General features: G+C 64.5%; 19 protein-coding genes. 14 read left to right on the top strand and 5 right to left on the bottom strand.

All coding sequences use genetic code 11. The features are described from left to right. Positions 1 to 144: 144 nt before the first annotated feature. Positions 145 to 1,257, bottom strand: coding sequence for a DUF930 domain-containing protein (locus OKW20_RS11225; RefSeq protein WP_429172342.1), 1,113 nt, complete (start codon positions 1,255 to 1,257; stop codon positions 145 to 147). 341 nt (positions 1,258 to 1,598) lie between these two features. On the opposite strand from OKW20_RS11225, the gene OKW20_RS11220 reads away from it, so the two are divergent. The 4 genes from OKW20_RS11220 to OKW20_RS11205 all read left to right on the top strand — a co-directional run bounded on the left by OKW20_RS11220 (position 1,599) and on the right by OKW20_RS11205 (position 6,218). Next, positions 1,599 to 2,642: an amino acid ABC transporter substrate-binding protein gene (locus tag OKW20_RS11220; RefSeq protein WP_192449472.1), complete on the top strand. Its 1,044-nt coding sequence runs from the start codon at positions 1,599 to 1,601 to the stop codon at positions 2,640 to 2,642. 98 nt (positions 2,643 to 2,740) lie between these two features. Further along, positions 2,741 to 3,853, top strand: coding sequence for an amino acid ABC transporter permease (locus OKW20_RS11215; RefSeq protein WP_429172202.1), 1,113 nt, complete (start codon positions 2,741 to 2,743; stop codon positions 3,851 to 3,853). Beyond that, positions 3,850 to 4,923 (top strand): amino acid ABC transporter permease, encoded by a 1,074-nt coding sequence (locus tag OKW20_RS11210; protein WP_429172200.1) that lies wholly within the window; start codon positions 3,850 to 3,852, stop codon positions 4,921 to 4,923. The genes OKW20_RS11215 and OKW20_RS11210 overlap by 4 nt, the downstream gene beginning before the upstream one ends. Before the next feature lie 80 nt (positions 4,924 to 5,003). Further along, the gene (locus tag OKW20_RS11205) at positions 5,004 to 6,218 is read left to right on the top strand and encodes a TIGR03862 family flavoprotein (RefSeq protein WP_429172198.1); all 1,215 of its coding nucleotides are present in this window, start codon (positions 5,004 to 5,006) and stop codon (positions 6,216 to 6,218) included. A 54-nt stretch (positions 6,219 to 6,272) separates the two neighbouring features. Here OKW20_RS11205 and OKW20_RS11200 read toward each other — a convergent pair whose 3' ends face one another. After that, entirely contained in the window at positions 6,273 to 8,087 is a 1,815-nt protein-coding gene (locus OKW20_RS11200; protein ID WP_429172196.1) for an ABC transporter ATP-binding protein, read from the bottom strand. Between the two features lie 512 nt (positions 8,088 to 8,599). Here OKW20_RS11200 and OKW20_RS11195 point away from each other — a divergent pair. From OKW20_RS11195 to OKW20_RS11165, 7 genes are all read left to right on the top strand, one after another. After that, positions 8,600 to 9,955, top strand: a complete 1,356-nt coding sequence (locus OKW20_RS11195) for an ABC transporter substrate-binding protein (RefSeq protein WP_429172195.1) — start codon at positions 8,600 to 8,602, stop codon at positions 9,953 to 9,955. A gap of 2 nt (positions 9,956 to 9,957) precedes the next feature. Next, positions 9,958 to 11,859: an ATP-binding protein gene (locus tag OKW20_RS11190; RefSeq protein ID WP_429172193.1), complete on the top strand. Its 1,902-nt coding sequence runs from the start codon at positions 9,958 to 9,960 to the stop codon at positions 11,857 to 11,859. Next, a complete protein-coding gene (locus OKW20_RS11185) occupies positions 11,856 to 13,196 on the top strand; it encodes a sigma-54-dependent transcriptional regulator (protein WP_429172191.1) in 1,341 nt (446 codons plus the stop codon). Before OKW20_RS11190 ends, OKW20_RS11185 begins: the two co-directional genes overlap by 4 nt. Positions 13,197 to 13,354: 158 nt before the next feature. After that, on the top strand, positions 13,355 to 14,674 hold the full coding sequence (locus tag OKW20_RS11180) for an ABC transporter substrate-binding protein (RefSeq protein ID WP_429118146.1): 1,320 nt from the start codon (positions 13,355 to 13,357) through the stop codon (positions 14,672 to 14,674). Positions 14,675 to 14,796: 122 nt separating this feature from the next. Then, positions 14,797 to 16,506 (top strand): ABC transporter permease, encoded by a 1,710-nt coding sequence (locus tag OKW20_RS11175; protein ID WP_429172189.1) that lies wholly within the window; start codon positions 14,797 to 14,799, stop codon positions 16,504 to 16,506. Between the two features lie 16 nt (positions 16,507 to 16,522). Next, complete coding sequence (locus OKW20_RS11170; protein ID WP_429172187.1) at positions 16,523 to 17,623, top strand: ABC transporter ATP-binding protein; 1,101 nt, start codon at positions 16,523 to 16,525, stop codon at positions 17,621 to 17,623. An 87-nt stretch (positions 17,624 to 17,710) separates the two neighbouring features. Further along, positions 17,711 to 18,373, top strand: coding sequence for a histidine phosphatase family protein (locus OKW20_RS11165; protein ID WP_429118137.1), 663 nt, complete (start codon positions 17,711 to 17,713; stop codon positions 18,371 to 18,373). Positions 18,374 to 18,462: 89 nt separating this feature from the next. Here OKW20_RS11165 and OKW20_RS11160 read toward each other — a convergent pair whose 3' ends face one another. Further along, positions 18,463 to 21,762, bottom strand: a complete 3,300-nt coding sequence (locus tag OKW20_RS11160) for an autotransporter domain-containing protein (protein ID WP_429172185.1) — start codon at positions 21,760 to 21,762, stop codon at positions 18,463 to 18,465. A 239-nt stretch (positions 21,763 to 22,001) separates the two neighbouring features. Between OKW20_RS11160 and OKW20_RS11155 the strand changes: the two genes are divergently transcribed. Next, the gene (locus OKW20_RS11155) at positions 22,002 to 22,793 is read left to right on the top strand and encodes a DeoR/GlpR family DNA-binding transcription regulator (RefSeq protein WP_429172183.1); all 792 of its coding nucleotides are present in this window, start codon (positions 22,002 to 22,004) and stop codon (positions 22,791 to 22,793) included. 255 nt (positions 22,794 to 23,048) lie between these two features. On the opposite strand, the gene OKW20_RS11150 is transcribed toward OKW20_RS11155, so the two are convergent. Both OKW20_RS11150 and OKW20_RS11145 read right to left on the bottom strand, forming a co-directional pair. Then, on the bottom strand, positions 23,049 to 23,687 hold the full coding sequence (locus OKW20_RS11150) for an NrsF family protein (protein ID WP_429172181.1): 639 nt from the start codon (positions 23,685 to 23,687) through the stop codon (positions 23,049 to 23,051). Position 23,688: 1 nt separating this feature from the next. Next, positions 23,689 to 24,225, bottom strand: a complete 537-nt coding sequence (locus tag OKW20_RS11145) for a sigma-70 family RNA polymerase sigma factor (protein ID WP_429172179.1) — start codon at positions 24,223 to 24,225, stop codon at positions 23,689 to 23,691. A 208-nt stretch (positions 24,226 to 24,433) separates the two neighbouring features. Between OKW20_RS11145 and OKW20_RS11140 the strand changes: the two genes are divergently transcribed. Continuing rightward, positions 24,434 to 24,757: a BufA1 family periplasmic bufferin-type metallophore gene (locus tag OKW20_RS11140; RefSeq protein ID WP_043624401.1), complete on the top strand. Its 324-nt coding sequence runs from the start codon at positions 24,434 to 24,436 to the stop codon at positions 24,755 to 24,757. 128 nt (positions 24,758 to 24,885) lie between these two features. Further along, positions 24,886 to 25,812 carry an MNIO family bufferin maturase gene (bufB, locus tag OKW20_RS11135; protein WP_429172177.1) on the top strand — a complete coding sequence of 309 codons (927 nt, stop codon included), beginning with the start codon at positions 24,886 to 24,888 and terminating at the stop codon, positions 25,810 to 25,812. The last annotated feature ends 3 nt before the right edge of the window (positions 25,813 to 25,815 follow it).

Below are 25,815 nucleotides of genomic sequence, written 5' to 3'. Positions count from 1 at the left end.
CTGCGCCTGCCGGGCTCATTGGGTCCGGCAGGCAAAGCGATTCTCAGCGCAGCGCGTCGACCGGGGGTTACGGCGGGCGCTGCACACAGCGAGCGTAGTGGGCTTGGTCGGAGACCACACACCCCTCCACCCACGTCGCAAGGATCAATTCCCCGGAAGCCGACGCTCCTTCCAGGCTGCTTTCGGCACTTCGCCACCGATCGCTATGCTGAAGGAGGTCACTTCGGTCGCATCTTCATTGACGACGCAATTGAAGTCGACGTCATACCAATTCGATTTGTTCTGGTAGGCCCCACCGCTGGCGTCCATACGGTTTTTGGCGATGAAGCCGCCCCTCGGCCCGAACGGCACCAATCCTTCGGGCGGGGTATCCGGCCGTTGGCTGCGGATCTGCTCCAGCGCCTCGAGATTGCACAGTTGCAGGATCCGCCTCTTGACCGGCAGGTTGATCAGGGCCTGCTTCACCCGCGGATCGGCAATCGACTTTGCAGAATAAAGTTCCTTTGCTTCGGTCAACTTGCTCGGAACGGGCTTGAGTTCGATCTTTGCCGCAGCATCGGCCGGCTTGGTTTTTGTGGTCCCTTCCGATTTGGCCGTCTGCGGCTTGGCGTCAGGCGTCTCTTTTGGTTCAGGCTTGGCTTCGGCCACCGTCGCCGCAGGCTTTTCATCCGCCGTCTGCGTGGCGCTGTTAGTGGATCTCGCAGGCACGGCAAGCGTTGACGGGGGCTTCGGCTCCTTGACCGGCTCTTTTTTCTCGGTCGAAGGCGCCGTTGCCGGCTTATCCGCCGGCTTTGCCTTGTCGTCCACGGCCTTTGCCGGCTCGGAAGCCTCGGTCTTTTTCTCCGTCTCGCGCGCAGCCGGCGGAAGCTCTGCCTCCTTGTTGTCCTGCTTGGTCTTGGCCATCGCCGAGGCGAAGGATTGCGGCAGCTGTTGCGCCGGCTTGGGTTGCGGCTTCGGGTCTGCCTTCGGCTGGGGCTTAGGCTTGGGTTGCGGTTTCGGCTGTTCAGCCTTCTTCTCTTCGCCCTTTTTCGGCGCCGCCTTCTTCTGCTCTGCCTGCTTCTGTTCGGCCTGCTTTGGTTCTTTTGCCTCCGCCGGCGGCGGAACAAGCTCGACGTTGACGGTCTGCTCCTTCGGCGGCTTCGGCAGCTCGAACGGCAGGTCGTACAATAGGAAAAGGGCTACGACGAGGTGCAGGGCGACCGACACCGGCGCGCCCCATCCCATTCGTTCCCGCCAATTTCCCGCAAAAAGCTGCATCGCCAAGGAGATAAACCAATCGACGGGCGGAACCTAGGAGCTTCCGCCGATCTCAACAAGAGGCATAGGCCTGCATATGCAGCCGGAGTTTTGCGCTGCAGCGTGCCGGTCATCGGTCGAGGGCGAATGCAATCCCCGCCTTCTGGGGTCATCGCCATCAACCGATGAGCTCTTGTCAAAAACGTTCCCGGCAAAAACGAGGCGGCGAAATCTGTTTCGGGTCCCGCGCTTATTTCGCACAATCATACCTATTATATAATTTCTATAGATTTAATTTTTAAGCACGCCTCGAGCGGCTCTGGCCGGTGGCGAAATGACATTCTTTGGCTTTGGGGACCTTTATGCAGCGAACTTCCACTCACCGAAAACTTTTCACGAAAGCCTTTGCCGCGACGGCAGCGCTGGCGGCCGGCCTGATCGCCACTTCGGCGCTTGCCGGCGAAACGCTCGACAAGATCAAGGCGCGCGGCGTCATCAAGGTCGGCGTCGGCACCACGCCGGGCTTCTTCTCGCCCGACAGCAACGGCCGCTGGCAGGGCTTCTTCGTCGATTTCGGCCGCGCCATCGCCATCACCGTCTTCAACGATGCCGAGAAAGTCGAGTTCACCAATTCATCGCCGCAGCAGCGCCTGCCGGCGCTGCAATCGGGCGAATTCGACATTCTGCTTTCGGGCGTCACCCAGACAGTGAGCCGCGCCTTCAAGCTTGGCTTCCACTTCGGCCCCGTCGTCTTCTACGACGGCCAGGGCCTGCTGGTGCGCAAGGACCTCGGCGTATCCAAGGGCGAAGAACTCGACGGCGCGACGATCGGCGTCCAGAGCGGCACCACCGGCGAACTCAACATCGCCGACTTCTTCCGCAAGACCGGCAAGGCCTTCACGCCGGTCACGATCGAGGAAACCGGCGAGTTCCTGAAGGCGCTCGACAGTGGCCGCGTCGACGCACTCACTCAGGATGCGACCGACCTTGCCGCCAAGCGCACCCAGCTCTCCAAGCCCGACGACTACGTGCTTCTGCCGGAGCGCCTGTCAAAGGAGCCCTTGGCGCCGGCAATTCGCGCCGGTGACGACCAGTGGCTCGAAATCGTCAACTGGACCGTCTACGCAACGATCCAGGCGGAAGAGTTCGGCATCACCAAGGACAATGTCGATACCTTCCTCAAGAGCGAAGACCCGGCGATCAAGCGCTTCCTCGGCGTCGACCCGTCGCTCGGCGAAGCCATCGGTCTCGATCCGAAATTCGCCTACAACATCGTCAAGACCGTCGGCAATTACGGCGAGATCTTCGAGCGCAACGTCGGCAAGGGTACGCCGCTCAATTTCGAGCGCGGCTACAACCAGCCCTGGACGGCTGGCGGCCTGCTCTATTCGCCGCCGTTCCGTTGAGCCGGTTCATGGCATTTCCCATGATACGCCACATCCAACCGGGCCCTTCGGGGCCCGGACCTGTCTCGCGCCTCCTTTCGTGGATCGGACCGCTGCCGTTGCAGCAAGGCCTGCTCTTTGTCGGCGTGCTGCTGCTTTTTGGCTTTCTCGGCCAGAACACCGCCGAGAGCATGCACCGCATGGGCCTGACGCCGGGCTTTGCCTTCCTCTCCCATCAGGCCAATTTCGAGATTGGCGAAAGCGTCCTTCCTTACGCAGCCGGCGACAGCTACGCCCGGGCGCTGGCCGCCGGCATCGCCAACACCGTCAAGGTCGCACTCGTCGGCTGCCTGCTTGCAACCGTGCTCGGTGTCGCGCTCGGCATTATCAGGCTCTCGGGCAATCTGCTGCTCGCGACCTTCGTGCATGGCTATGTCGAGCTTCTGCGCAACACCCCATTGTTGCTGCAACTGTTCCTCTGGAGCGCGATCATCCGCGCGCTGCCTCCACCGCGCGGCGCCTATACGTTCCTCGGCGGCGTCTATCTCAGCAATCGCGGCGTCTTCCTGCCCTCGCTTTCGGTCGACGGCCTGCCGGCCGCAGTGTGGCTGCCCGCGGTGCTCCTGACCGTCTTCGCCGCACTCGTCATTTCCAGGCGCCTGCTCGCGGGCGCAACGTTCTATCTGCCGAAAACCGCCGGAACAGTGCTCGGCGCGCTGGCAATCTTCTATTTCGCTCTCGTATCCTTCGGCTTCAGCGCCTCGATCGACGTGCCCGCTAAGGGCGGCTTCAACATTCGCGGCGGCCTGTCGCTGACGCCGGAATTCGCCGCCCTGCTGATCGGCCTCGTCGTCAATGCCTCCGCCTCAATTTCCGAGATCGTGCGCAGCGGCATCCAGTCGGTGGCGTCGGGTCAATGGGAAGCCGCCCGCGCACTCGGGCTGAAACCGTCGCAGATCATGCGGCTCGTCGTGCTGCCGCAGGCGCTTCGCGTGATCACACCGCTAATGATCTCGAGCTTTCTCGATCTGACGAAGAACTCGAGCCTCGCGGTCGCGATCGGCTATCCGGATCTCGTCAGCGTCGCCAACACCACGGCCAACACCACCGGTCAGGCGCTCGAAGCGATCATCCTCATCGGCGCCGTCTACCTGACCATCAGCCTTTCGGTTTCGGCCCTCATGAACCTCTACAACCGGCGCGTGGTCCTGCGCGGAGAAGGAAAACAATGAGCCAGATCGAACTTGCGCCGCCGGTTGCACCCGACTGGCACCGCTGGCGCGAAGGCCTCTTCAGCGGCTGGGCCAATGGCCTCGTCACGCTGGCAACGCTCGCCGCGCTCCTCTGGCTTGCTCTTCCCTTTGTCCGTTGGGCCGTCATCGACGCCGTCTGGACCGGCACGGCGGCCGATTGCGCCGCGGAAGGCACTGGCGCCTGCTGGGCCTTTGTCGGCGCCAAGTTTCGGTTCATGCTGTTTGCCTTCTTCCCGCCGCCGCTACAATGGCGCCCCGTGCTGGTGATCGCCCTGATCGCTGCGCTGCTGACGGTCTCCGCCCTTCCCCGCTTCTGGAGCTTACGCCTGGTGCCGATCTGGCTATTGGCGCTTCTCGGCATCTGGCTGCTGATGGCGGGCGCGGCCGGACTGGAGCCGGTCTCCACCAATCATTGGGGCGGACTGCCGATCACCCTCACCGTCTCGATCGCCGGCCTTGCCTTCGCCTTCCCGATCGCGCTGCTGCTGGCCCTTGCCCGCCAGTCGGACATGGGCATCGTTCGGTCCCTGGCCATCGCCTTCATCGAATTGCTGCGCGGCGTGCCGATGATCGCCGTTCTCTACGTGGCGATGCTGATCGTGCCGATGGCGCTGCCGAGCGGCGCGGCCATCGACAAGCTGCTGCGTGCACAGATCGGCGTCACGCTGTTCTTCTCCGCCTATCTCGCCGAGATCATCCGCGCCGGCCTCCAGGTGATCCCGGCGGGTCAGAAGGAGGCGGCCCTGTCGCTTGGCCTCGGCCGGATCCAGATGCTCCGGCTGGTGGTCCTGCCGCAGGCGCTGCGCGCCGTGATACCGGCCATCGTCAACCTGTCTATCGGCATCGTGCTCAACACCTCGCTGCTGGCGGTCATCGGCATCTACGATCTGCTGAATGCCGCCAAGACCTCGGCCACCGACCCCGCCTGGCTCGGCTTTTACAGCGAGGCCTATATCTTCGCGGCACTCGTCTATTTCGCCATCTGCTTTTCCGGTTCGCGCTACAGCCTCTGGCTGGAGAGGAAGCTCAACAGTGGCCATCGCCGATAGCCGCATCCGACGGGGGTTGCGTGCCACGCGCCGCCGGGCCAAGAGTGCGCCGAAGCGAAATCTGTGACCGGGCAAAGCGCATGGGACAAAAAAACATCGCCGTCATTGGCGGCGGACCGAGCGGCTTGATGGCCGCCGAGGTGCTGTCCGAGCGCGGCCACGCGGTCACCGTCTATGACAGCATGCCGACGGTGGCGCGCAAATTTCTGCTGGCCGGCAAGTCGGGTCTGAACATCACCCATTCGGAGCCCTATACGGCCTTTACGGAGCGCTTCGGTAATGCCTCGCCGCGATTGCGTGCGGCGCTGGACGCCTTCACGCCCGATGACATCAGGCAATGGGCGGCAGACCTCGGAACCAGGACCTTCGTCGGCTCCTCGGGCCGTGTCTTCCCGGAGGTAATGAAGGCGTCGCCGCTGCTGCGCGCCTGGCTCAAGTCGCTGGAAGGTCGGGGCGTTCGCATCCTGACGCGGCACCGCTGGACAGGTTTTGAGGGCAACGCGCTTGCGTTCGATACTCCCGACGGCAAGGCGCTTGTCAGCGCCGATGCGACCCTGCTTGCGCTCGGTGGCGCCAGCTATCCGCGCCTCGGATCCGATGCCGCCTGGACGCCATGGCTAGAACAGAGAGACGTGTCTGTCGCCAAGTTCCAGCCCGCCAATTGCGGCTTCGATGTCGACTGGAGCGAGACCTTCCGCGATCGCTTCGCCGGCGCGGCGCTGAAGGGCGTCACCGCGACCTCGGAAGCGGGCACCGTCCCGGGCGAATTCGTCGTCAGCGAGACCGGTATCGAAGGTAGTCTCGTCTATGCACACACGAGCGCACTTCGGGACCGACTGTTTCGCGGCAAACCGGCCGACCTGGTGGTCGACCTGACCCCGGGACGCACCGTCGGGAAATTGGCAAAAGACCTTGGTCGCTTCGACAGCAAGACCAGCTTCTCCAATCGCCTGCGCAAGGGGGCTGGCCTCGAAGGGGTGAAAGCGGCGCTGCTGCGTGAGGTTTCACCTGATGCCGCGCGCTTGCCGCCGCCGGAACTTGCGGCCTTGATCAAGGCGCTGCCGATCCCGCTCGTCCGCCCGCGCCCGATCGCCGAAGCCATCTCGTCCGCCGGCGGCATCGCCTGGTCCGCGATCGATGACGAATACATGCTGAAGGCGCTGCCCGGCATCTTCGTCGCCGGTGAGATGATCGACTGGGAAGCACCGACCGGGGGCTATCTGCTGACCGCCTGCTTTGCCACAGGCCGTGCGGCGGCGCGCGGTATCGATCGCTGGCTTGGCCGAGCGGCATAAAAAATCGCCGCGCCCTTGCCAGGCCCGGCGATCGTTTCAAGTGGCGTCAAAGCCTTACTGGTCGTTCAGCACCAGCCCCTTGGTCAGTTCCAGCGCCTGGCGCTCGAAGAGACCACGGTAGATGCCCCCGTCGAGGCGGATCAGCGCGTCGTGCGTGCCCTCCTCGGCGATCCGGCCGTGGTCGAAGACCAGCAACCGGTCGAGCGCGCGAACAGTCGACAGCCGGTGCGCGATGACCAGCGTCGTGCGCCCGAGCATCAGCCGCTCCATCGCCTGCTGGATCAGCACCTCCGATTCCGAATCGAGGCTCGATGTCGCCTCGTCGAGGATCAGGATCGGCGCATCCGCAAGGAACGCGCGGGCAATGGCGATGCGCTGGCGCTCGCCGCCCGAGAGCTTGACGCCGCGTTCGCCCACCAGCGTGCCGTAGCCTTTCGGCAGCGCCGTGATGAAGTCGTGGGCGCTTGCAAGCTTCGCCGCCTTCTCGATCTCGCTCTGCGTGGCGTTCGGCCGCGCATAGGCGATGTTCTCCGACAGAGAGCGATGGAACAGGATCGGCTCCTGCTGGACGATCGCGATCTGCTGGCGCAGCGACGTCTGCGTCACCGACGCGATGTCCTGACCATCGATCCGGATCTCGCCGGCTTTCAGGTCGTGCAGGCGCTGGATCAGCTTGACAAAGGTCGTCTTGCCCGAGCCGGAATGCCCGACGAGGCCGACACGCTCGCCCTCCCGGATCGTCACCGAGAACCGGTCGTAGAGCGGCTTGCGGTGCGCACCGTAGTGGAACGTCACATCCTTGAACTCAATGCGGCCGTCGGTGATCCGGATCGGCTTGGCATCCGCCTTGTCGTCGATGCCGAGCGACTGGCCGTGGATGTCGACAAGCTCCTCCATGTCGTTGATCGAGCGCTGCAGGTTGCGGATGTGCTGCCCGACTTCACGCAGGTAACCCTGCAGGATGAAGAACGAGGTAAGCACGAAGGTGATGTCGCCGGCCGTCGCCTGGCCCTTCGACCAGAGGAACAACGCAAAGCCGATCACCGCCGCGCGCAGGATAAGCAGCATGGCGCCCTGCGACGTGCCGTTGGTCGTGCCGCGGATCCAGGTGCGACGCGTGCGGTCACGCCATTTGGCGAGCACCTTGGCTAGGCGCGCGTCCTCGCGGCTTTCGCCACCAAAACCCTTCACGACGATGTTGCAGCTCACGGCATCGGCGAGCGCCCCGCCGAGCTTGGTGTCCCACCGGTTAGCAAGGCTTGCCATCGGCGCCACATAACCGAGCGACAGCACGATCGTCATCAGGATGAAGACGATCGACCCGATACCGATGATGACGCCCATCATCGGCCAGTAGAACGACATCAGGATTGTCGATCCGACCAACATCACGACGGACGGAAACAGGGCCACGAGCAAGGTGTCGTTCAAGAGATCGAGCGCCCACATGCCGCGCGTCACCTTGCGCACCGTCGATCCGGCAAAGCTGTTGGCATGCCAGTCGGTCGAGAAGCGCTGGATGCGATAAAACGCAGCCGATGCGATGTCGGTCATCATCTTGAGCGTCAGATCGGTGACCCCCAGGAAGGTGAGGTGCCTGAGAATGATCGCGCCAAGCGACAGCGCCATCAGCATCCAGAAGGCGGCAAGCGCCGCATCCCAGGCAAGCTGATCGGTCGCCACGCCGGAAACGACGGCGTCGACGAGCCGGCCCGAATAGAGCGGTGTCAGGACGTCGGCGAGCGTCGACAGGAGAACCATGCCGAGAATGACGCTGATGCGCAGCGGCTGCGCTTTCCAGTGCGACCAGGTGAATCCAAGAACGCTGCGGAACGCACCGCCGCGCAGGTCAATACGAGTAAAAGCCATAACAATCGCCCGATGCGCGACGCATCGGCCTCAAACAAGATCAGAATGGAATATGCCGTTAAAAGGAACCCAGCTTCCGATGCGGCATCATTGGAGTGACCGTATCCTCAAGAGAGGAAGGGCCAAGGTCAGCGAAACGAAATCCGACCTGGAAAAGACGGAAAGGCGAAAATGCCCTTCCCGGCCCAGTTCAAGACTGCACGCCGCCCCGTAGGGAGAAAGAAAAAGCTGGCATCTTTTGAAACCTCCCTGATTGGTTGCCGGAAGACGAGCTATAGGCGAATCGCGCGCAACCGCCAAGTGCAGAAATCTTGCCATGGCGCCAATCGTCGCGGCTGCGACCTGTTTGCAACAGTCTCCGACATGCCTGCGGGGTTTACGGCGATGTGCTGTTCGTAGCAGAGTACGCCGCGATCGCCGACCGTGCGTGGCACGAAACGGCGGCATCTTGGGGAGGGTCCGCGACAACCGGCACCGGCAATGACCGGACGGCGATGCGCGGTGGGAGTGAATTGACAAGGTTCCGGTTCTATATCATTGCGGCCCTGCTGCCGCTGATCACCCTTGGCTTCATGGCGTTTGCGGGCCCTGCACGTGCTGTCGAGAAGCAGGAACTCGTGGTGGTCACCTCCTATCCGCCGTCCTTCTTCGAGCCCTTCCGCGCTGCGTTCGAACGCGCCAATGCCGACATGCGAGTGACGATCGTGCAGCGCAACACCGCGAGCGCCAGCCGCTTCGTCATCGAGAAGGCGGATGTGCCGGCCGACATCTTCTGGGCCTCGGCGGCCGATGCCTTCGAGCTCCTGAAGCGCAACGGGAGCCTGCGTCCGATCGCGCCGCGCAACACCGGCGCACCGGATCATGTCTTCGGCTACCCGGTGAACGACCCCCAAGGCTATTACCTCGGCTTCGCGCTGTCGGGCTACGGCTTCGTCTACAATCCCGCCCATCTCGCGCGCAGCAAACTGCCCGTGCCGGCGAACTGGCAGGATCTGCTGAACCCCGTCTATTCCGGCCAGATCGGCATCACCACGCCGTCCCGCTCAGGCACGACGCACCTGATTGTCGAAGCCTTGCTGCAAACCTACGGCTGGGAGAAAGGCTGGGCGATGCTGTCGCAGCTCGGCGGCAATCTCTCGACGGTAACCGCCCGCAGCTTCGGGGTGGCCTCCGGCGTGGCGCAGCGGCGCTTCAGCATCGGCATCACCATCGACTTCCTCGCCACCTCGCCGGATTTCGCCAGCGCCGGCAATGTCTTCGTCCTGCCGCCCGACACCGTGTTCGTGCCGGCAAGCATCGGCATCCTCACCCGGGCGCGCAACGTGCCGGGAGCCGAACGCTTCGTCGATTTCGTGCTTTCTGAGGCTGGCCAGGAACTCCTGCTGTCGCCGGCAATTGCGCGCATCCCGGTCAATCCCGCCCTCAACAGCAACCTGCTGCCACAGGAAGACGGCGAGCGCCTGCTGAAATCCGGTGGCTTCGACGCGGCGCTGTCGGCGCGCAGATACGGGCTCGTCAATCTGATTTTCGACGACTATATCGTGCGCCGCCGGGCAACCCTTGCCCGACTGTGGAAGAGGGCCGCGGATCTGGAGGCGATGAATATCGAAGACGCGCAACGGCTGAGCATGCTGGCCCGGGCGCGACAGCTGTTGGGCCAGCCCCCGCTTTCGGCAAGCGAAGTCGCCAATGTGGCGGGGGCCCTGCAAGGCGAATGGCCGCGTGGCGTTGCCCGCTCCCCTGCCCATGTGGAACTCGCCAGCCGCCTGCGCGCGCGGATCGAGCAGAACCTCAGCGAGGCGGAGCAGTTGCTGTCCTTGGCCGCGCGATCCGGCGGATCCGTCAATCTCCATCCGTGGCGGCAGTGACGATGGCGGTGCTCGAAACGACCGCCCGGCAGCCGCGCTGGCGCTTCGGTATCGGCGCCCGCCTCGTGCTTGCCTTCGTCGCGATCGTCGGGCTTGCCGTCGGCGCCTGCGTGGTTGGCTGGCTTTCCTATGAGCGGCTGTCGGGCGAACTGTCGCGCATGGCCGACGAGCAGATGCCGCAGCTCGCCTTCGCGTCACGCCTCTCCAAGGCCGGGGCCGACATCGGCTCCGTAACGTCGGTGCTTGCCGGCGCCGAAAACCGTACCGAATACAACGAGATCCGCGCCGTCTACGCGACGCGCCTCCAGACCCTTCGAGCCCTGCTGGAAGAAAACACGGCGCAATCGAGCACGGCGGCGCTGCTGCCGCTCGCCGAGGCCATCGGCGCCAATCTGAAAAAGATCGACCTTGCGGCCGGCAAACGCTTCACGCTGCGCGAGGCGATGCGCTCGGACATCGACGAGCTTCGCTGGGTCCAGGCGGATCTTCTGGAAGAAGCCGACCCGTTGGTCGACGACATCCGCTTCAACATCGAGGCGGAAACCCGCAAGGGCCAGGGTGCGGCCGCGCTCGCCGAACAGCAGAAGAGCGAAGCGCTGTTGACCGTCGTCTCCCAGGCAAACCTTGCGACCGGGCTCATCGGGCGGCTCGTCAACGCCACGACCGAAGAGGAAATGCAGGAGACCAACGCCTTCCTCGGCGACAGCGCCGACGAACTGGCAAGCCGCATCCGCTCGCTCGACAGCTGGCCCGACAGCATCACCGTGCGGCAGCTTGCCGGGCGCATTCTCGACCAGTCCAACGCCTCGACGGGCATCCCCAATCGCAAGCGCTCGGAAATGCTGCAGGCCGGCACACTTGCCGAACTTGCCAGCGAAAACGGCCGGCTGGTCGAGGAGCTTGGTCGCAAGATCGAGACGGAGGTGGTGGCGATCGAGGCAAGCGCCGGGGACGCCGCGCGACGCGCGGCCGCCGCAATCGAAACCGGGCGTAGCCTGCTGCTCGCGATCGCCATCCTCTCGGTGCTGGTGGCAAGCGCCATCGGCTACTTCTACGTCCACCGCAACCTCATCGCCCGTATCCGCCTGCTGGCGACGGCCGCCGGCGCGATCAGCGCGGGCCGGCATTCCACGGCGATCCCGCCGCCCGAAGCCGACGAGCTGGGCGACCTCTCGCGTGCGCTGACCCTCTTTCGCCAGACCCGCGACGAGCTGATCCAGTCGGCAAAGCTCGCGGCCCTCGGCCAGATGGCGGCCGGCATCGGCCACGAACTCAACCAGCCGCTGGCCGCCCTTCGCGCACACATCCACAACGCCGCCACGCTGATCGGCCGCGGCAAGGGCGAACAGGCGGTCAACAACCTCGACAAGATGAAGGGGCTGACGGGACGCATGGCCGACCAGATCAGCCATATCCGCCGCTTTGCCCGACGGCCGGACGCGCAGCTGCGGCCGGTCGATCTGACCGCAGCAGTGTGGGACGCGCTCAGCCTGCTCGAACATCGTTTCGAGGAGGAGAGCGTGATGCTCGAGCTTTCGTTGCCGGAAGGCCTCCCGGCAATGGTCATGGCCGAACCGGTCCGGCTCGAGCAGGTTGCCGTCAATCTCGTCGGCAACGCGCTCGACGCCGTCGCCGACCAACCACTTCGGCGCATCAGCGTCCGCGTTGAAGTCACCAGCGGCGCCGCGCGTCTGATCGTCGGCGATACCGGGCACGGCATCGCCGCGGATAACCTGCCGGCCGTGTTCGATCCGTTCTTTACCACCAAGCCGGTAGGCTCGGGGCTCGGCCTCGGCCTGTCGATCTCCTACAACATCGTCAAGGATTTCGGCGGCGACATCGCCATCCTCGAGACCGGCCCGGCCGGCACCCGATTCCTCGTATCCCTGAAAGGCCCGGAATGAGACCGGAAGCGGACATCATCCTGATCGACGACGACGCCAGCGTGCTTGAGGCCTGCTGCCAGGTGCTGGAACTGGAGGACTTCACCGTCGCCCCGCACGGTTCCGTCATCTCGGCGCTCGCCGGCCTGCGCGCCGACAGCGACACCGTGATCGTCTCGGATGTGCGCATGCCCGATCATGACGGCTTCGACCTGGTCGCCGCCGTGCGCAAGATCGACCCTGATATCCCGATCATCCTCATGTCCGGGCATGGCGACATCCCGATGGCGCTGAGGGCGATGCGCGAGGGCGCCTGGGATTTTCTCGAAAAGCCGGCCGACCCGGTGCACCTGATCGAGACCGTGCGCCGCGCCCGCGATCACCGTCGCCTGCTGCTCGAAAACCGGCGGCTGCGGCTCTCTGTCGACAAGGACGGCTGGGAAACGCGGCTGATCGGGCATTCGGCGCCGATGGTGGCGCTGCGCGAAAAACTGCAGCGCATCGCAGCGGCCAGTGCCGATGTGCTGATCATCGGCGATACCGGCACCGGCAAGGAAGTGACGGCGCGCGCCCTGCACGATTTCAGTGGTCGCAAGGGCCGGTTCGTCGCCGTCAACTGCGGCGCCATCCCCGAGACCATGCTCGAATCCGAGCTTTTCGGGCACGAGGCCGGCGCCTTCACCGGCGCTCGGGAAAAACGCATCGGCAAGATCGAATATGCCGATGGCGGCACGCTGTTTCTCGACGAGATCGAGTCGATGCCGCTCGCAGCCCAGGTGCGGCTGCTGCGGGTGCTGCAGGAGCGCGTGATCGAGCGCCTCGGCTCGAACGTCGAACTGCCGGTCAATATCTGCGTGGTGGCGGCGACCAAGGCCGACCTGCACGATGCCGCGCGGCGGGGAGAATTCCGAGAAGACCTTGCCTATCGCCTCGACATCGCCCGGGTCGAACTGCCGCCGCTCGCGCGCCGCAAGGGCGACGTCGGCCTCCTGTTCCATCACTTCCTCGGCCTTGCCGCGAAGCGTCAGGGACGCACCCCACCGCCGGTGGGCGCGGATCTTCTGGCCGATCTCAACGCTCGCCCCTGGCCCGGCAACGTGCGCGAATTGCGCAATGTCGCTGAGCGCTTCGTGCTCGGGCTCGAAGAGCGCCCGGACACCGAAGCCGCGACGGCAGGCGGCGAGACGCTGGAAGCACAGATGGATCGGCTGGAGCGAACCATCCTCATCAACGGTCTCGCCAGGCATGAAGGCCGCGTGGGTGCGACCGCCGATGCGCTCGGGATCTCCCGCAAGACGCTCTATCTGAAGATGCGCAAGTTCGACATCGATGCCCGGGCCGATGGTGACGAGGGGTGATGTTACCCTTTTGACCCCGCCTCACCGGCCCCGATGTTACCTTTCTTACCCATTTCGATCTGAAACTGGCTGGTTTTCCGGGATTTTCAATCTGGCACGGGCCTTGCTCTCAAGAGGACAGCCGCCAAGCATTGGCGGTCTATTGGGAGGAGATACCTATGTTGAAAACCATCGCAGCAGCGATGCTGATGTCGGCTGCCTTCATCGTGACGGCCCACGCGCAAGACGGCGGCAAGGTGACGATCGTCACCTCGTTCTCCAAGGACGTGACCGACCCGTTCAAGGCCGGCTTCGAGGCCGCCAACCCCGGCTTCACCCTCGACGTCCAGAACAAGAGCACCAGCTCGGGCGTCAAGTACATCGACGAGACCAAGGTCAACAATCAGGTCGACCTGTTCTGGGCATCGGCCCCTGACGCCTTCGACAGCCTGAAGAGCAGGCAACTGCTCGCCAAGTTCACCCCGTCGGTGACGGGCCTGCCGGAAAAGGTCGGCTCCTATCCGGTCAACGATCCTGATGGTTTCTATTTCGGCTTTGCCGCATCGGGCTATGGCATCATGTCGAACGACCGTTACCTGGAAGCCAACAATCTGCCGAAGCCGGCCGAGTGGGGCGATCTCGCCAAGCCGGAATATTTCGACCACGTCGCCATCGCCGCGCCCTCGCGCTCCGGCACCACCCACCTGACGATCGAGACGATCCTGCAGGGCGAAGGCTGGGACAAGGGCTGGAGTACGCTGAAGGGCATCGGCGGCAACCTGCAGCAGGTGACCGAACGCTCCTTCGGCGTTCCGGATGCCGTCAACTCCGGCCAGACCGGCATCGGCATCGTCATCGACTTCTTCGCCTTCTCGGCCCAGGCAAGCGGCTTCCCGGTCAGCTTCGCCTATCCGTCGGTCACGACGGTCGTTCCGGCCAACATCGGCATCGTCGCCAATGCGCCGAACCAAGCGGGCGCCGAGGCCTTCGTCAACTACATCCTGTCGGAAAAGGGCCAGGAAGTCCTGCTCGAGCCGGCGATCCGTCGCCTGCCGATCAACCCGGCGCTCTACGCCAAGGCGCCAGAAGGCTTCCCGAACCCCTTCAAGGATCCGCGCTTCCAGTCGATGATCACCTTTGACAGCGACGTTTCGAAGAAGCGCACCGATGTCGTCGACACGCTGTTCGACCAGCTGATCTCCTTCCAGCTCGAAAACCTCAAGGGCGCCACCCAGGCGATCCATGCGGCCGAAAAGGCGCTTGCCGCCAACGAACAGCCGGCTGCCCGCGCGCTTCTCGACGAAGCCAAGGCCCTGGTTGCCGCCATGCCGATCACGGCGGACGAGGCGGCGAGCAAGGAGACCCGCGACGCCTTCACCGGCGGCGAGGACAAGACCGCTCGTCAGGCGGAACTGGAACAGAAGTGGGCCGCCTTCGCGACGGAGAAGTATGCCGCCGCCAAGGCCAAGGCTGACGAAGCCCTGAACCTCGTCGACTAAGCGACGACAGCGACCGCCTGCCCATCCCGGCGGGCGGTCAAGCTCCCGCAAACATTCAAGCTTCGCCGACCCTGGCGCGCCTTTCGCGCCGGGCTGGCCGAACTCACTCCGGAGTCTGCCCCATGGCGCTCGTCGCTTCCGTTCCCATCCGGCCCGCCGCGGCCAAACCTGGCCAGATCCTGGCTGTCTCGGTGATCGCCCTGTTTCTGGCGATCTTCCTGGTCATCCCCGCCGGCACGGTCATCTACACCGCCTTCACCGAGAAGGGCACCGGTGCACTCACCATCGTCAACTTCATCGACTTCTTCAAAACAGACCTCTTCCGCCGGTCCTTCTTCAACTCCGTCTATGTGTCCGGGATGTCGGTCGTCTGGGCGAGCGCCATTGCGCTTCCGCTCGCGGTGCTGACGACCCGCTTCGACTTCCGCGGTTCGCTCATCATCCAGACGCTGGGCTTCGTGCCTCTGATCATGCCGCCCTTCGTCGGCGCGGTGGCGATGCAGCTTCTCTTCGGCCGCAACGGCACGGTGAACCTGCTTCTGAACGACTGGTTCGGCATCCGCATCCCGTTCATGGAGGGGCTGAACGGCGTCATCTTCGTGCAGTCGCTGCACTACTTCCCCTTCATCCTGATCAACCTTTCGACCAGCCTGCGCAACATCGACCGGTCGATGGAAGAGGCCGCCCAGAACCTCGGCTCCTCCGGCTTCCGGCTCTTCCGCCGCATCGTCTTTCCGCTTGCCATGCCCGGCTATCTCGCCGGCGCGTCGCTGGTCTTCGTCAAGGTCTTCGACGACCTGGCGACGCCGCTGCTCCTCAACGTCAAGGACATGCTGGCGCCGCAGGCCTATCTGCGCGTGACCTCGGTCGGTCTCACCGACCCGATGGGTTACGTGATCTCGGTTATCCTGATTGCCGTCTCGATCTTCGCCATGTGGCTTTCGGCGGTCGCCATGCGCGGCAAGGATTATTCGACCGTCCAGCGCGGCGGCGGCGGTCTTTCCCGGCGCAAGCTCAGCCGCGGCGAGAGCGTAATCGCCTATGGCGTCGTCGCGCTGATCCTGCTCTTGGTGCTGTCACCACATATCGGCCTGCTGCTGCTTTCTTTCGCAACCGTCTGGTCGTTCAGCCCGATGCCAGACGCCTATACCGTCGCCCACTACGGCCGCGTCTTCGGCGAGAGCTCGCTCTACATCAAGAACACGCTGATCTATGCCAGCCTCGCCGGCCTGATCGACGTGGTCATCGGCGGCGCCATCGCCTATCTGGTGCTGCGCACCAAGGTCATCGGCCGCCGTTGGCTCGACTGGGCAGCCACCGCGGCACTCGCCATCCCCGGTGTCGTGCTCGGCATCGGCTATCTCAGAACCTTCTACGGCATCACGCTGCCCGATGGCACGCCGCTGGCCACACTCTGGGTCATGGTGGTTCTGGCGCTTGCCATCCGCCGCCTGCCCTATGCGCTTCGTGCCTGCTACGCTGCCCTGCAGCAGGTGTCGGAATCGCTCGAAGAGGCCGCCGAAAACCTCGGCGCGACCAAGCAGCGGACCATCCGCCGCATCGTCCTGCCGCTGATGACCGGCGGACTGCTCGCTGGTTTCGTCACCAGCTTCTCGACGGCCGCCGTCGAACTCTCGGCGACGCTGATGCTGATCCAGAGCAATTCGGACGCGCCGATCGCCTACGGGCTCTACGTCTTCATGCAATCGCCGGCCGGTCGCGGTCCGGGTGCAGCCCTCGGCGTCATCGCCGTGATCATGGTCGCGCTCTGCACGCTTCTGTCCCACTACGTCATCGAGCGCCGCCAGAAGGCGCTGGGTACGGCCAAGTAATTCGGGAGGAAAAACAATGACAGTGAACATCAACAGCGCTGCACTCGCCGCCGGCCCCGCCAAGGCGATCAGCATCAGCGACGTCAATCTCTACTACGGCGCGCTGCACGTGCTGAAGGACATCAACCTTGAAATCCGGCCGGGCGAGTTCTTCGCCTTCCTCGGCCCGTCCGGCTGCGGCAAGACCACGTTGCTCAGGCTGATCGCTGGCTTCAACAATGCCCGCCAGGGCAAGGTCGTGATCGGCGGACAGGACGTGCTCGACATGCCCGCATGGAAGCGCGACATCGGCATGGTCTTCCAGTCCTATGCACTCTGGCCGCACATGACGGTCGCCGCCAACGTCGCCTTCGGCCTCGAAGAGCGTCGGCTTCCGCGCCCGGAGATCGAAAGTCGTGTCCAGAAGGCGCTGGACCTCGTCGGCCTCAAGCATCTCGCCGACCGCCGGCCGTCGCAGCTTTCCGGCGGCCAGCAGCAGCGCGTGGCGCTCGCCCGCACTATTGCGATCGAGCCGAAGGTGCTGTTGCTCGACGAGCCGCTCTCCAACCTCGACGCCAAGATGCGCGTCGAAGTCCGGCGCGAACTGCGTGAATTGCAGCAGCGGCTGCAACTGACGACGATCTTCGTCACCCACGACCAGGAGGAGGCCAACACCGTCTGTGACCGCATCGCCGTCTTCAACGAGGGCAGCATCCAGCAGGTCGGAACGCCGATGGGGCTTTATGAAAAGCCAGCCAATCTGTTCGTCGCCAACTTCCTCGGCACAGCCAACATCCTCGACGGCAAGGTGGCCGGGTCAGGCGCTGCCAGAAGCTTCGAGGTCGTAGGCGGCGGCTCCATCCCGATCCCGGCAGGGACCGAAGTGCCCGCAGGCGCCAAGCTCGTCTTCCGGCCGCAATATGCGACGATCGGCAGCCTCGAGCCCGGCGCCGTCGCGCTCGAAGGCATCATCGCGCATCGCGAATTCCTGGGCGCGACGGTGCGTTATGGCGTCAGGATCGGGGCTGCGACCGTGCTGATCGACGCGCCGTTCCATTCCGGCGACGCGCTTCTCGAACCCGGTGCGGCAACGACGCTCGGCCTCAAGCCGTCGTCGGCGCAATGGCTCGCCCACTAGAGCATACGACGCGCGTCCGCCGGTCTCGCCGGCGGGCGCCAGGTCCCCATTTCAAGCAGCGCCATACCGCTGACATCCGAGTTCCGCATGAAAAAAGATCTTCCAAGCCTCATCCTCATCCGCCACGGCGAAACCCAATGGAACGTCGCCGGCCGACTGCAGGGCCGCAAGGACACACCGTTGACGGCCAATGGCGTGCGCCAGGCGCTCGCCGTCGGCCTGCGCCTTGCCGAACGGATCGCCGAGGAGGACAAGAACCTGACCTTCTGGGTGAGCCCGCTCGGCCGCGCCCGCCAGACCGCATCGATCCTCGCCGATACCTGGTCGATCCCCTTCGATCGTTTTGCCGAGGCGGCTGCCCTCGCCGAACGCTCCTATGGCGCCTGGGAGGGCCTCGCCCATGACGAGATCGAGCGCGATCTTGTGGACCAGTACGAGGCGCACAGCGCCGACCCGTTCGACTATTCGATGCCGGGCGGTGAAAGCCGGACGGCGCTTGCAGCGCGCCTCGAAGCCTGGCTCGACACGCTCGAGCGCGGCCGGCGCCATGTCGTGGTTACCCATAGCGGCTGCCTCAGGGCGCTGCGCGGCATCTACACCGCCGCCTCGCGCGACGAGATTCTTGCCTATCGCGAACCGCAGACGGCCTCGTTCCTACTGACCGCAGGCCGCGAGACCATGCTCGACGTGCCCCTCAACATCCTGCGCGCCCTTGGCTGCGATGGCGCCGGAAGAACCGTCTGGATCTGATCGACCAGGCTGCCGCAACCAGCCACAAGAAACGCCGCGCATGGAGGCCATGCGCGGCGTTCGATATTCAAAGCGATATATTACGCCCCTTAGAAGCTCACCTTCAGCTTGGCGTTGACGCCGTGGTCGGAAACGCCGGAGGCGATCTGGCCGGTGTAGTTGACGCCAAAGGTCGCGGTCGGAGCGATCTTGAAGTCGATACCGGCTTCGACGAGTGCGGCATCCCGGGCGATCGGCGCGCCGCCGACCGTGAAACCCCGGCCGCTGGCAAAGGCAAGCGCAGAGGTCGGCACGATATCGCCGAAGGCATGGCGCCAGCCGACCGTGCCGCTGAGAACCGCCGCCGTTTCGCCGAAGGACACGTCGGTCGAGGTGCGCACGCCGATCGTCGTGAAGGTCGTGTCGGTGTTCTCCGAGCGGCCCGAGAGCGCCGCCGCTCCGCCCTTTTCACGGAAACCGTCCGTATCGAGGTTGAGATAGGCGAGATTGGCGAAGCCCTCGAAATCGAAGCGACCGGCACTTGCCGCATAGCTCGCCTCGCCGAAGATCTGGGCGGTGCGGGCATCATAGGCTGCCGACAGGCTGTCGTCGAATCCGCCGAAGGCTACGCTGCGGGTCGTTTCGATGCGGTGCCAGCTATAGGTCGCACCCGACGTCAGCGACAGCGCGCCAAGCACGGTCCCGGCATAGGCGCCGATATGGTAGTTGTCGCTGTCTCCCGAGGAACGACGATCGACCACGTCGAAGGTCGAGCGGCTGTAGCCGCCAAAGAGGCCGGCGCGCCAGTTGTCACCAACGAGGCCGTCGGCGCCCACGAGGAAACCACCGACATTGCGCTGGAAGCCGGCCGCATTGCCGTTACCGTCCGTGTCGCCCCAGGTGCCGAAGGCCTGGCTCCAGAAGGCGAAGCGCTCGGTGTCTGCCGCAACACTTTCGATGCCGCCCTCGCCATAGGCTAGCACCGGCACCGCCTTGGTGCTGGCATCGCCGAAGGCCGCACGGATGCGGCTGGTGGCTGCCGCGTTTAGAAGCAGACCGTCCTGCAGCAGCATGCCCTTGGTCGAGGCATGGATCTCGCCCGAGAGCTGGTCGAAGGCAAAACGCGCCTGTGCGCGGTCGAGGTTGGTGAGCGCCGAATAGGCGGCATTGGTGAAGCCGAGGCTTTCGGCGGCGATCGCCGTTGCCCGCTGGTTGGCGGTCTCCGTGACGTCCGCGAAGCGGATGTCGTTGCGGCTGAGCGTCAGCGTCACGCTGTTGGCGTCATAGCCGAGCGTCGGGTCGAGGAAGACGAGGCTCGATGCGACGTCGGCAAAGGTACCGGTCACGCCGCCGGCCGCCGTCAGGATCGTGTAGCTGGTCTGCGGCGCATAGCTGCCATTGGCCGCAAGTGCCAGGACCGAGCCGCCGTTGAGCGTCGCCTTGCCTGACGCGACGATCTTGTCGCTCTCACCCTTGTCGTTGGCCTCGACCTGATAGGTGGAGCCGGCCGCGAAATTGATATCGCCGGCAACGTTGAGCGTACCGATCGAATTGCCGGGCGCGATCACGCCGCCGTCGGCAATGGTGATGCTGCCGAACGTTCCGATGCCGCCGATGGCGCCGTCCTTTTCGATGGTGAGCCCCGAAGACGAGGCGATCGACCCTTGCACCGAGAGCAGGCCGGACTTGACCACGGTCGCGCCGGTATAGGTGTTCTGGCCGTTAAGCACGAGCGCGCCGGCGCCGAGTTTGGTGAGACCGCCGCTGCCGCTGATCGCCTTGTTGACGGCAACGACGTTGGCAGCGTCCGCCACGTCGAGCGAACCGCCGCCCGCTTCCAGCACGATATCGCGGTTGATCTGGTGCATGTCGCGGCCGGCGATCCGGAGCGCACCGCCGTCGAGCCGGAGCTTCGCCGCAGCGCTGCCGAGGGCTGCATCCTCTTCGATCACAACGGTACCGCCGTCGGTCACCAGCGTTTCGCCGATGAACGAATGATCGTCGATGCAATAGTCGCGGATCGCCTGCTGGAAGCGCGCATCCGTGCTCTTGCAGTCGAGCAGCGTCTTCTTCTCCTGGTCGGTCAGGCCGGCAAGGATCGGCAGGCCGTTCTCGTCGGCGATCTGGCCGAGATAGACGTCGTTGCGCATGTTGTTGCGGCTGAGGTTGAACACCCCGCCCTTTTCAGTGAAGGTCGAGGCTTCGTCGCCCCAAACAATGCGGGTCTTGGCCGTCGCTGTCGCCGGATCCGTGTAGTTCTGCAGCACCGGGCCAACCCAGCGCACGGTATGCGCAACCGGCTCGTGGTCCGAAAGCGGCGTCTTCGAGCCATCCGGATTGGTCACGTAACTCACATCGGTGATGACGCCGGAATAGGGATCCTTCGGATCGTCGGCGAGCGTCCACCACTTGCCGAACGGGCGCGACGCCAGGAAGTGGTCGATCTTCACCCGGTGCCAACTCGCCCAGGTGTTGGTGGCGTCCTCGCCGTGCGACGGCCAGGTGACGCTGCCGTCGTTCAGAGCATGCGGCGAGAACTGTTCGCGCTCGTTCGGAAGCTGCAGGATCTGGAACTGTTTCTTCAGGATGTTCATCGTCTGCGGCAGGTTGCCGGCAACGGGATACATTTCATCGGCAAACAGGCCTGACGGCACAGTCGAGGCGTTGATCGCCGAGGCGCTCTTGCCTTTCCACTCGGCGATATAGGCGTCGAGCTTCTGCTGGTCCTTGGCATAGTCGCGCAGGAGGCTCAGATAGAAGCTGTTGCTTGGGCTTTTGACGTAGGTCTTCAGCAGCAATTCCTGCTGGCTGATCGAATGCAGGCCGCGTTCCGAGACATCGCCGGCATTGAAGTCGCCGGTGAGGATGATCGGCCGCGTCTCCCCCTTGGCCCACTGGTTGATACCCTTGGCCTCGCTGATGCGCGTCGTCGCCGGGTCGTAATAGTTGAGGTGCGTGGTGCCGACGACCACCTGCGGCTTGCTGACGGTCGGATCGACCACCGTATAGGTCACTATGTCGCCAAGCGTGCTGGCGCCGAAGGTACCGGGCAGGCGCGAGAACACGCCGGTATCGCTGTCCTGTCGTGTCGCGTAGGTTCCAAGGCCGGCATTCTTCAGGATGCCCGGGATGTCACGCGCGTAGGTGCTGTTGGCGCGGAACTCCTGGAAGGTCAGGATGTCGTAGTTCCCCTTGATGAAGAAGTCCGACATGACGCTCGGGTTTGCCTTGAAGCGGTCCAGCCAGGTGTTCAGCGTCAGGATCTTCATGCTGTCGTCAGCAGCCCGCGCCTCGGCCGCCGAAAGCGTCAGGCTCGTGCCGCAGAGAAGGATCGCCGTCGCCAGGCGCAACGGTTGCGTAAGGCGCGCAAAAGCCCGCACCCCGCGGAGGTCGTGTCCACGTTGTCTCATTATCTGCTCCAATGTCGCGATGCGAACACGCTCCGTCACAAGACCTTCATGGCGATGGTGTTGATGAGCGGAAGAGTTCACTAAAATGTACGATTACGGACATTAGGCGAGTCAAATGTCAGTTTTACAACATTTCATAGGACGCCATAAAATTTCGCGCGGCCCACAGGTGCTGCGCCGATTTCCTTGGAGATCGGAGTTGGCCCTATGGTAGCAAAACGTGCTGACGGGCAATGAGGATGAGGGTGATGGACGATCGGGATGTTGTGGGTGGGGACAAGAAGGCGCGCAGGCAAGCGCAGCTTCTAAGCCATCTCCAAACGAACCACTATATTTCGATCGAGGAGATTACCGGCCTGTTCGGCGTCACCACTCAGACGGCACGGCGCGATATCATGGCGCTCGAACAGGAGGGCAAGGTGCGGCGCCTGCACGGCGGCGCGACCATTGCGACCCCGGTTGATCCCAAAATCTACCGCCAGCGACGCATCGACAACGCGGAGCTGAAGGAACGCATCGGGCAACTGACCGCGGAGCTTGTTGCCGACGGCGCTGCCGTCTTCCTCGACACCGGAACGACGTGCGAGGCGGTGGCGCGGGGCCTTCTCAAGCGCCGCGACCTGCGCGTCGTCACCTATAGCCTGCGCGTCGCGACCACGCTCAGCGAAAGCAGCAGCTTTGCCGTCGCCGTGCCCGGCGGCTTCGTGCGCCAGGTAGATGCCGGCGTGTTCCGCGAGGAGACCGCCGACTACATCCGCAAGTTCAAGTTCGACGTCGCCATCATCTCCGTCAGCGGCATCGACCAGGACGGCGATATCGGTGACGACGACCATGCCGAAGTCGCCGCTGTCTCGGCCGCCATGCGCCAGGCCGAGCGCGTCATTCTCGCCGTCGACAGCAGCAAGTTCGGACGGCGCGCGCTGGTACGGCTGGCATCGCTTGCCGATATCGATGCGCTGGTCACCGACCGGCTGCCCGACGAACAGATCGTCGCCCTGCTGCGCGAGCACGGCGTCAGCATTCATTGCTAGCGTCGGGGGGAGCCAGTACCGAGGGATGCCGGCAGCGATTTTTGCCGGGGGCTTGAAACCCTTCACCCGACACCACACATAGGCATCAACGAATTGCCCGTGGAGCGCGACGGATATGATCGACCGAAGGCTCCGGGCGTAGTTCGCGCGCAAACGCTGACCACGGATGTACTGGCAGTGTGACGCAGCGAACGGGAAAAGGTCGGCATTGCCGGCCTTTTTTGTTTTCAGCGCCGGCAAGCGCCCGTCTAGCCGCTACCAGCGAACGGCCCAGCGACCGCCCAACGCCCCAAGCACCGTCAATATCAGGACCGCGATCGTGTACCAGGTCGCGACGAAGAGCGGCGAGTCGTCCGGGCAATGGGCGGCGTAGAAGGTCGCGGCAATGCCGCCGGCTGCAAGCCCTGCCAGGGCGCCAGCAAAGCCGGGGCGCGACGGCGCGCCATGGCGCAACGCGACAAGGAACAATCCAAGGGGTGCAAGGCCGATGAGCGGAATGAAGGTCATGCACACCAGATAATTGGTTCCGACGAGTTTCGCCGCCCAGGCGTCGGATGGCACGGCAAGAAGCTCGAACAGTACGCCACCGGCAACGAGCAGGGGCGCGATGCCAAGAAAAGGCACCAGCCGGCGCGGGTCCGCATCGGGCCAGGCAGCGACGCGCATGGCCGCAAAGGCGGCCGCGGCGAGCGCGATCGTCACCACGAACTTGAACAGGAACCGAACCGTCTCGCCAGCAGCGGCGATATCCGGCCGCGGGCCGAGCAGGATCGAAAACGCGACACCGGCGAGGACGAGCGCGCCGATCGCCACAGCGGGCCATACGGTGTTCATCGGCAGACCGGGGCGCCGATTGTCCGCTGCGAGAGCCTTGATGAGGTCGTTCGTATCCATCTCAGTTTCGTCCAAATCGGCGGGCGATTGCAGCAAGGCCGCGGTGCAGCGCCACCCGAACCGCCGTTTCGTTCATGTCCAGCTTCTGCGCCGTCTCGGCCACGGTGAACCCCTCGACCGAGATCGCACTGACCACCGAACGCTGGCCCGGAGCGAGCCCCTCCAGCGCCCGGCCGATCTCCCAATCCCTGGCCGTCTCGGTTTCGACGCTCGGCAGCGTCTCTTCGAGCCCTTCGATGCCCACCGTCGGGCGGCGGGCTCGTCGGCGCACGGCATCCACGTATTTGTGCCGGGCGACGGCATGCAGCCACGGGATGACGGGCGCGTCCTCCCGCCAGGTGTGGCGCTTGACGTGCACCGCCAGCAGCGCCTCCTGCACGACGTCCTCCGCATCGACGCCACCGCCGATGGTCCAGCGCCGGGCCCAGCGACGAATCACCTGCGCCGCGTCCCGCAGGAAGTCGGCATAGGCCTTTTCGTCGCCGGCCACGGCCGCGCGAAGGAGCCCTGCGAGATGTTCGTCGTCCGCGCCGCTCACCCGGGCCCTTCCTCCCATTCGCCGATTCCCGGCATTTGTTACACGGCTATCGCAAATTCACGGCTGCTGTCTGCTCGGACCGGCCTCGCGAACCCATCACGAAAGCGTGTTGCCAACGTTATGTAACGCCCGACACCTGCGTGGCGAAAGACCCGATGTGCGCCTCAGTCACGAGCGCACTCGATCAATTCAACACGGAGACACATTCATGTCCACGAAGTCCACGATCAGCACCGCAATGTTGGCCGGTGCTGTGGCCGCGGCCCTGTCGTCGCTTGCGACCGCCGCACCGCTCACCGAAGCACAGGTCAAGTCCGCCATGGATGCGGGCAAGGAAAAATGCTTCGGCGTCGCGCTCAAGGGCCAGAACGATTGCGCGGCCGGCCCCGGCACCACCTGCCAGGCAACCTCGACGGTCGACTACCAGGGCAACGCCTGGAAATTCGTCGATGGCGGCACCTGCACGACGATGGAACTGCCTGACGGCCGCAAGGGATCGCCCGAACCGCTCTCCCGCGACATGGCGTCCTGATCCACGACAAGACGGAAACGGGAGGCGGGGCAATCGCCTCCCGTTGCACTTCGGTTTTCAAGGGGATGGCCGGTCGAGCAACGCTCCCGCCCGCCATCAAAGCTCACAGGATTGGAACGGGATTGGCAATGCGCATTTCAACCAATGACGGCAGCGGACTTGCCCCGGTGAGCCCTCGCCTGCCGAACCATCAAATTGCCGGGCTGGCCGGAACGAGCTTCAAGCACCAGCACCTTCAGGCGATCCTCGCCGACGAAGCCCCGGGCGGTTTTTTCGAAATTCATGCGGAAAACTACATGGGCGCCGGGGGCCCACCGCACGCGGCGCTGAGCCGCATCCGCGAACAGTTTCCGGTCTCTCTCCATGGCGTCTGCATGTCGATCGGCGGCCCGCAGCCGCTCGACAAGGCGCACCTCGCCCGGTTCAAGGCGCTGCTCGACCGTTATGAGCCGGCGCTCGTCTCCGAGCATCTCGCCTGGTCGACCCACGAAACCACCTTCTACAACGACCTTTTGCCGCTGCCCTATACCGAAGCGACCGTTGCGCGCGTTGCCGCGCATATCGACGAGGTCCAGGAAACGATCGGACGCCGGCTGCTGCTCGAAAACCCCTCGACCTATGTGACGTTCCCGGAATCGACGATGAGCGAAACGGCCTTCATCCGCGAACTGGTGAAACGCACCGGCTGCGGGCTGCTGCTCGACATCAACAACGTCTTCGTCTCGGCCACCAACCAGGGCTATTCGGCGCGCGACTACCTCGGCGACTTTCCGCTGGAGCATGTCGGCGAGATCCACCTTGCCGGGCATGCGGAGCAGGAAGACGACGAAGGCGAGCTTATGCTGATCGACAGCCATGACGGCCCGGTCGCAGACGCCGTCTGGAAACTCTACGAAATCGTCATCGCCAGGAGCGGCGCCATCCCGACACTGATCGAATGGGACAGCGCCGTTCCCGACTGGCCGGTGCTGAAGCGCGAGGCCATGGCGGCGCAAGCGATCCTCGATGCCCACGGGCAGCGGCTGTCGCAGGAGAAGATCCGTGTCCGCGCCTGACGC

The sequence above is a fragment of the Ensifer sp. LBL genome (genome assembly GCF_050435225.1).
Classification (GTDB): Bacteria; Pseudomonadota; Alphaproteobacteria; order Rhizobiales; family Rhizobiaceae; genus Ensifer.
The sequence above is the reverse complement of the archived record's forward strand: the minus strand, read 5'-3'. Positions and strand labels throughout refer to the sequence as shown.

What these genes read in the sequence shown, in the direction of transcription:
- OKW20_RS11190 (WP_429172193.1), top strand. Translation starts at nt 9,958, where the DNA reads ATGGCGGTGCTCGAAACGACCGCCCGGCAGCCGCGCTGGCGCTTCGGT.
- OKW20_RS11175 (WP_429172189.1), top strand. Translation starts at nt 14,797, where the DNA reads ATGGCGCTCGTCGCTTCCGTTCCCATCCGGCCCGCCGCGGCCAAACCT.
- OKW20_RS11160 (WP_429172185.1), bottom strand. Translation starts at nt 21,762, where the DNA reads ATGAGACAACGTGGACACGACCTCCGCGGGGTGCGGGCTTTTGCGCGC.
- OKW20_RS11225 (WP_429172342.1), bottom strand. Translation starts at nt 1,257, where the DNA reads ATGCAGCTTTTTGCGGGAAATTGGCGGGAACGAATGGGATGGGGCGCG.
- OKW20_RS11185 (WP_429172191.1), top strand. Translation starts at nt 11,856, where the DNA reads ATGAGACCGGAAGCGGACATCATCCTGATCGACGACGACGCCAGCGTG.
- OKW20_RS11220 (WP_192449472.1), top strand. Translation starts at nt 1,599, where the DNA reads ATGCAGCGAACTTCCACTCACCGAAAACTTTTCACGAAAGCCTTTGCC.
- OKW20_RS11210 (WP_429172200.1), top strand. Translation starts at nt 3,850, where the DNA reads ATGAGCCAGATCGAACTTGCGCCGCCGGTTGCACCCGACTGGCACCGC.
- OKW20_RS11155 (WP_429172183.1), top strand. Translation starts at nt 22,002, where the DNA reads ATGAGGGTGATGGACGATCGGGATGTTGTGGGTGGGGACAAGAAGGCG.
- OKW20_RS11170 (WP_429172187.1), top strand. Translation starts at nt 16,523, where the DNA reads ATGACAGTGAACATCAACAGCGCTGCACTCGCCGCCGGCCCCGCCAAG.
- OKW20_RS11205 (WP_429172198.1), top strand. Translation starts at nt 5,004, where the DNA reads ATGGGACAAAAAAACATCGCCGTCATTGGCGGCGGACCGAGCGGCTTG.
- bufB (WP_429172177.1), top strand. Translation starts at nt 24,886, where the DNA reads ATGCGCATTTCAACCAATGACGGCAGCGGACTTGCCCCGGTGAGCCCT.
- OKW20_RS11200 (WP_429172196.1), bottom strand. Translation starts at nt 8,087, where the DNA reads ATGGCTTTTACTCGTATTGACCTGCGCGGCGGTGCGTTCCGCAGCGTT.
- OKW20_RS11150 (WP_429172181.1), bottom strand. Translation starts at nt 23,687, where the DNA reads ATGGATACGAACGACCTCATCAAGGCTCTCGCAGCGGACAATCGGCGC.
- OKW20_RS11180 (WP_429118146.1), top strand. Translation starts at nt 13,355, where the DNA reads ATGTTGAAAACCATCGCAGCAGCGATGCTGATGTCGGCTGCCTTCATC.
- OKW20_RS11140 (WP_043624401.1), top strand. Translation starts at nt 24,434, where the DNA reads ATGTCCACGAAGTCCACGATCAGCACCGCAATGTTGGCCGGTGCTGTG.
- OKW20_RS11165 (WP_429118137.1), top strand. Translation starts at nt 17,711, where the DNA reads ATGAAAAAAGATCTTCCAAGCCTCATCCTCATCCGCCACGGCGAAACC.